The 6621-nt window shown below is 64.8% G+C and carries 3 protein-coding genes and 4 pseudogenes; all 7 read left to right on the plus strand.

The genetic code is table 11. The features are described 5' to 3' along the window. The coding region (locus tag MCHLDSM_RS39445; RefSeq protein WP_234714085.1) for a cbb3-type cytochrome c oxidase subunit I at nucleotides 1-534 on the plus strand (534 nt) is incomplete at both ends. Between the two features lies 1 nt (nucleotide 535). Continuing rightward, nucleotides 536-762: pseudogene (locus MCHLDSM_RS39450) on the plus strand (cbb3-type cytochrome c oxidase subunit I); the annotation flags it as partial. A gap of 1 nt (nucleotide 763) precedes the next feature. After that, nucleotides 764-1301: pseudogene (locus MCHLDSM_RS39455) on the plus strand (cbb3-type cytochrome c oxidase subunit I); the annotation flags it as partial. A gap of 151 nt (nucleotides 1302-1452) precedes the next feature. Then, nucleotides 1453-1947, plus strand: coding sequence for a hypothetical protein (locus tag MCHLDSM_RS17425; RefSeq protein ID WP_011767867.1), 495 nt, complete (start codon nucleotides 1453-1455; stop codon nucleotides 1945-1947). Between the two features lie 282 nt (nucleotides 1948-2229). After that, on the plus strand, nucleotides 2230-3210 hold the full coding sequence (gene ccsB / locus MCHLDSM_RS17430; RefSeq protein ID WP_011767868.1) for a c-type cytochrome biogenesis protein CcsB: 981 nt from the start codon (nucleotides 2230-2232) through the stop codon (nucleotides 3208-3210). 103 nt (nucleotides 3211-3313) lie between these two features. After that, nucleotides 3314-3782: pseudogene (locus tag MCHLDSM_RS39460) on the plus strand (acyltransferase family protein); the annotation flags it as partial. Between the two features lies 1 nt (nucleotide 3783). Continuing rightward, a pseudogene (locus MCHLDSM_RS17435) lies at nucleotides 3784-5484 on the plus strand (acyltransferase family protein); the annotation flags it as partial. Nucleotides 5485-6621: the final 1137 nt, after the last annotated feature.

Raw genomic sequence — 6621 nt, forward strand, 5'->3', positions numbered from 1 at the left:
CGGATGCCGATCTTCACCTGGAACATCCTGGTGACGTCGATCCTGGTGCTGCTGGCGTTTCCGCTGCTGACCGCGGCATTGTTCGCGTTGGCCGCCGACCGTCACCTCGGTGCCCACGTGTACGACCCGGCGAACGGAGGTGTGTTGCTGTGGCAGCACTTGTTCTGGTTCTTCGGCCACCCCGAGGTGTACATCATCGCGCTGCCGTTCTTCGGCATCGTGTCCGAGATCTTCCCGGTGTTCTCCCGCAAGCCGATCTTCGGCTACACCACGCTGATCTACGCGACGCTGGGCATCGCGGCGCTGTCGGTCGCGGTGTGGGCGCACCACATGTACGCCACCGGCGCGGTGCTGTTGCCGTTCTTCTCGTTCATGACGTTCCTGATCGCGGTCCCGACGGGCATCAAGTTCTTCAACTGGATAGGCACGATGTGGAAGGGCCAGTTGACGTTCGAGACGCCGATGCTGTTCTCCGTCGGCTTCATAGTGACGTTCCTGCTCGGTGGTCTGTCCGGGGTGCTGCTGGCCAGCCCGNGAAGGGCCAGTTGACGTTCGAGACGCCGATGCTGTTCTCCGTCGGCTTCATAGTGACGTTCCTGCTCGGTGGTCTGTCCGGGGTGCTGCTGGCCAGCCCGCCGATCGACTTCCAGGTCACCGACAGCTACTTCGTCATCGCGCACTTCCACTACGTGCTGTTCGGCACCATCGTGTTCGCCACCTATGCGGGGATCTACTTCTGGTTCCCGAAGATGACGGGCCGGTNCGGCACCATCGTGTTCGCCACCTATGCGGGGATCTACTTCTGGTTCCCGAAGATGACGGGCCGGTTGCTCGACGAGCGGCTGGGCAAGCTGCACTTCTGGCTGACCTTCATCGGCTTCCACACCACGTTCCTGGTGCAGCACTGGCTCGGCAACGAGGGCATGCCGCGCCGCTACGCCGACTACCTGCCCAGCGACGGCTTCACCACGCTGAACATCGTGTCCACCATCGGTGCATTCATCCTGGGCGCCTCGACGCTGCCGTTCCTGTGGAACATCTTCAAGAGCTGGCGCTACGGCGAGGTCGTCACCGTCGACGATCCGTGGGGGTACGGAAACTCCCTGGAGTGGGCCACCAGTTGCCCGCCGCCGCGGCACAACTTCACCGAGCTGCCCAGGATCCGTTCCGAGCGCCCCGCCTTCGAGCTGCACTACCCGCACATGGTCGAACGGATGCGCCGCGAAGCCCACGTCGGCCGTGCCCACGGACCTGATGACGGAGACGTCACGCGCCTCGACGACGCTCAAGTGCGCACCTAAAACGGCTCCGCCATGATGCCGAAATGCGAAAGCGCCTGATGCGCGGTCACTGTCGAGGCGCCCGCATCCCGACGCAGATGCGGCTGCTGTTGAGGCCTCGGCGGGTCGGTGAATCGCCTGAGCGGTCGACATGATTCGGGGAGATTTCGAGATGGCCGAGGTGATGTGGGAGGCCGCCGAACCCTGCCTCTCGGAAGCGCAGCGCTTGGCGGCGCTCACGGCGCTACACGTTGGTGAGCCAAGCCTGGCCATACTGGTGGTGGTCACAGCTTTGTCCCGCAGCGGTTATCCGCTGCCGTCCACATTGCACGCGGAGTTCCATGAGTGGTTGCGGCAGCGTCCAGATGTAGGGTCGCACGCCGAGTGGTCGCTGCTCGAACTTCGCGTGGTGGCGGCCGACGTGAAGGCAACTGTCGACGTGGGCAGGATCGACGGGCGTTACGGCGACGCAACGCTCTGTTACTTCGTTCTCGACGACGCGGGCGTGGCGGATGCCGCCCCGGAGCAACAAGCCGACGCGTTGAGGAGATGGCTATCAGCTAGTCGACCGAGCCCATCGCTGCGAACGGATATGCGGCTCAATGGATTCGGATATCTCCTTGACACTCCCGAACCTCCGTCATGCGACGGGTTAGGCACAAAGTGAACGTTTACGGGTGGCGACAGCCGACCGCACACCGGATCGAAAGGCGTAAATTGACATCGCACTCGCCGAACACTCCCGTGAGCACGGTGAACGGCGTCGCCATGACCCNCGATCGCGAAGTTGACCACGGCGAGCGCCAGAGACTCCCTTGTGCCAACGACGTTCACGTCTGAGTTCTCACGCTGCCATTGAGGACTATCGGCGTAGCGGAGGCAGACGAGCGAGGTTATGGTCTGGCTACGCTACGCCGATAGTCCTCAATGGCAGCGTGAGAACTCAGACGTGAACGTCGTTGGCACAAGGGAGTCTCTGGCGCTCTATTCGGACTGGGCCTACGCATCAGCGGTGGGTGTGCTGACGCTTGCATTGGTGCTTCTTTCGGCGACTTTCGCGATCGGTTGGAGTCGGACACGCGAGACGTCTGCGGCGCGTGTGGGGGTTGCGCCCGACAGCGCGAGCCCGGGTGTCGTCGCCGTGATGTCACGGCGATCGCGGGCAGAACGTATGGAGCGTGCTGGAATAGCCGTCGTCTTCGTGGGTGCGGTCTTACTGCTGATGTGCATCGTGCTGCGCGGCCTGGCCACCTCGCGTGCCCCCTGGGGCAACATGTACGAGTTCATCAACTTGACCTGCTTGTGCGGTCTCGTCGCCGCGGCAGTCGTGTTGCGCCGCCCGCAGTTTCGCGCGCTGTGGGTGTTCGTCCTGATCCCTGTGCTGATTCTGCTCGCGGTGTCGGGCAAGTGGCTGTATGCCGACGCCGCGCCCGTGATGCCTGCGTTGCAGTCGTATTGGTTGCCTATTCATGTGTCGGTGGTGAGCCTCGGCTCCGGTGTGTTCCTCGTCGCCGGAGTGGCGAGCATTCTGTTCCTGGTCAAGACGTCGATCCATGGTGAGCAGCGGGCCGACGGGAGGAACGGGTACGTCGCGGGCATCATGTCCAGGTTGCCCGATGCGCAGGTTCTGGACAGAATCGCCTACCGCACCACGATCTTTGCGTTCCCGACCTTCGGATTCGGCGTCATCTTCGGCGCGATCTGGGCTGAGGAAACGTGGGGACGCTTTTGGGGTTGGGACCCCAAGGAGACGGTGTCGTTCATCGCGTGGGTTGCCTACGCGGCCTACTTGCATGCCCGGTCCACTGCGGGGTGGCGTGACAGGAAGGCTGCATGGATCAACGTGGCCGGCTTCGTGGCGATGGTCTTCAACCTATTTTTCATCAATCTGGTGATTGCTGGGTTGCACTCCTACGCCGGGGTGGGCTGACGTCGAGGCCGAAGCGTGCGCACGTACCCGACGTACCAGTTTCGTCTCGCTACGTCATGACCGCGGCTGAACTCAAGACTCCCGCGGTGTCGTCTCGACGACCATGCTGACCTCCGCCCCGCCCCGGACGGCGCCGCGTACCGATTCCGGGTGCCCCGCCCCTGCCTCGACGGGCACCGGGACGTCCGGGTTCTACCGCAACGACCTCGACGGCCTGCGCGGCATCGCGATCGCGCTGGTCGCGGTGTTCCACGTGTGGTTCGGCCGGGTCAGCGGTGGCGTCGACGTGTTCCTCGCGCTGTCCGGCTTCTTCTTCGGCGGCCGGCTGCTGCGCGCCGCCCTCACGTCGACTGCCTCCCTGGCACCCGTGCCCGAGGTCAGGCGTCTGATCCGGCGCCTGTTCCCCGCACTGGTGGTGGTCCTCACGGCCTGCGCGGGGTTGACGATCCTCGTCCAGCCCGAGACCCGGTGGGAGACGTTCGCCGATCAGAGCCTGACCGCCGCGACACGACTCGCCTCGGGTCCCATCGCTGCCAACCTGTTCGTGCCGCAGCCCAGCGCCGGCACCGTGGNTGGTCGATGTCGGTGCAGGGGCAGTTCTACATCGCGTTCCTGCTGCTGGTGTTCGGCATGGCCTTCCTGCTGCGCGGCCTCCTCTTGGGCAGGCACCTGCGGGTCCTCCTGATCGTCCTGCTGTCGGCGCTCACCACCGCCTCATTCGTGTACGCGATCGTCGCGCACCAGGCCGATCAGACCACCGCCTACTACAACAGCTTCGCCCGGGCCTGGGAGTTACTGCTCGGGGCGCTGGCGGGCGCGCTGGTGCACCACGTTCGGTGGCCGATGTGGCTGCGGACCGTCGTCTCGGTGGTCGCACTGGCCGCGATCCTGTCCTGTGGCGCGTTCATCGACGGCGTCGCGGAGTTCCCCGGACCGTGGGCGCTGGTCCCGGTCGGGGCGACCATCCTGCTCATTCTGAGCGCCGCCAACCGTGCCGCCGACCCGCACCTCGCCCGCACCAACGGCCGGATGCCCCTACCGAACCGCCTCCTGGCCACCAAGCCCTTCGTCTCCCTCGGCGCGATGGCCTACTCGCTGTACCTGTGGCACTGGCCGCTGCTGATCTTCTGGCTCGCCTACAGCGGACATACACAGGCCAACCTGGCCGAGGGGGCGGGCGTCCTGCTGGTGTCCGGGGTGCTGGCCTGGCTGACCACCCGCTACATCGAGGACCCGCTGCGGCTGCGTGCGACCAGCTCGGCGAAAAAGGCGAAGGCCACCGTACCGCTGGGCACGCGCCTGCGCAGGCCCACCATCGTGCTGGGCTTGGTGGTGACGCTGTTGGGCGGGGCGCTGACGGCGGCGTCGGTCACCTGGCGCGAGCACATCGCGGTACAGCGCGCCAACGGCGAGGAGCTGACCGGGCTGTCGCCCCGCGACTACCCCGGTGCACGAGCGCTGATCGACCACGCCAAGGTCCCGAAGCTGCCGATGCGGCCGACGGTACTGGAGGCCAAGGACGACCTGCCGCAGAGCACTACCGACAACTGCATCAGCGACTTCGCGGACCCGAGTCTGCGCGAGTGCGCTTTTGGTTCCAAAACCGCGACCCGCACCATCGCGGTGGCGGGCGGCTCGCACGCCGAGCACTGGATCACCGCGCTGGACCTGCTCGGCCGGCTGTACGGCTTCAAGGTCGTGACCTATCTCAAGATGGGCTGCCCCTTATCGGCAGAGCGAGCGCCCCGTATTCCGGGGTCGGGAGAGCTGTACCCGCAGTGCTTCGATTGGGTTCAAGCGGCCATGCGCGAGATCGTCTCCGACCGACCAGATTTCGTGTTCACCACCGTGACACGACCACGGGATGCGCAACCCGGTGACGTCATGCCAGACGTGTACCTGCCGATCTGGCAGGCGTTCGCAGAAAGCGGGGTGAAGGTGCTTGGCATGCGCGATACACCGTGGCTGGTCCGCAACGGCGAACCTTTCTTCCCTAGCGACTGTCTGGCCGACGGTGGCGACGCAACGACGTGTGGCATGCCACGAGCACTCGTCCTCGACAACGTCAATCCTGCTGCAGATCTCACGAAACGTTTCCCGATGATGGGGATGATCGACATGAGTAATGCGCTGTGTCGAGACGATTATTGCCGAGCCGCCGAAGGGAACATCCTGATCTACCGAGATTCTCATCACTTGTCGGCGACGTACGTGCGGTCCATGGCGCCAGAACTCGGGCGCAGGATTGGCGCTTTGACGGGATGGTGGCCCTAGCTCGTGTCGTGATGCGCGCACTCGGGGCCGGCAGCCTCAGCACTGCATCGTCGTGCAGGCCGATGATTCGAAAAACTGAACGGCTGACCTCCGAGCCCGACGGCCCGCGATAACCATCAAGACGAGCGCACCATGGGGCGCTCTGACGTGGGGCGGTTGGGGCTGTCTCGGTTGCCGTCGTTTCTCCAGAGCGGGTTCACGTACTCCATCGCATTTCAGCCATTACGAAGCCGCCAGCATCTACTATGGAGGTACGTAGGTAGTCCGACGGCGAGGGGAGCCCCTCAGGGTTCCGTTGCCGCCACGCAACACGAGAGGAAGCGGCCTCGCCGTTGGGCAGGCCCAAGGGCTGAGCATGGCATACAGAACCGAGCCACGGGGCAGGGTGAAATCAACCCGACGCGCCACCGGTAACGGCGAGGTCGTCGCTGCTCTCGTGCAGTGGGCTGTGTGTCGAGGGTGGACCGCGCGGACCAGTCCCGATGGGTGCTGTCACTTCTACGACCCCCAGGGTGAGTACGTCGCGTACTGGCCGTCGAATATGTCCTCAGGCCCTGGTCACCGTTGGTAGGCAGACAGCTCCGTCCGTTCGTCGATATCCCGGCAGCGCCTTGCAACGCCGGCAGCAATATTCGTGTCGTCGATGAGTCGGGGTGCGCTGGCAGCGTTGCAGCCCAAATGGCGCCGTCGATATCCACCCGGCGATTTGAGTGAGGCGCGGGAGTCTTCGCAACACATTGGTTGCGGAGCAACAACTCTCGGGTAGGTCACTCCGTCTACACGGGGTTCTCGCGGAGCCGTTGGAGGCGCGCAGGCGTTCTGCCACACGGCGGTTCCCTTGGTGGGCCGTCGGCGAGGGTCTCTCGGCGGCGCCGCGCTCACCATTGAATCTGTCGGCTCGAATCCGTGTCGTCGACGTCGGCGTGGTGACGCATCCCGCCGACGCGCGGGTTCGCAAACTAGGGTTGACGGGTCATGTGCATACATGCGTATTATTGCATGTATGGCAGATCGCAACGGCGAGACGGTGAGCCCCGGCGCCGACGAAACGCCCACGAATAGGACCCTGGCTCTCGACCTGACAGACCTGCTTCCCGGTAGCGACGAGCGTTGTGCTGACCGCCTGACGCGCGGCCT

It is taken from the genome of Mycolicibacterium chlorophenolicum, assembly GCF_001044235.1.
Lineage (GTDB): Bacteria > Actinomycetota > Actinomycetes > Mycobacteriales > Mycobacteriaceae > Mycobacterium > Mycobacterium chlorophenolicum.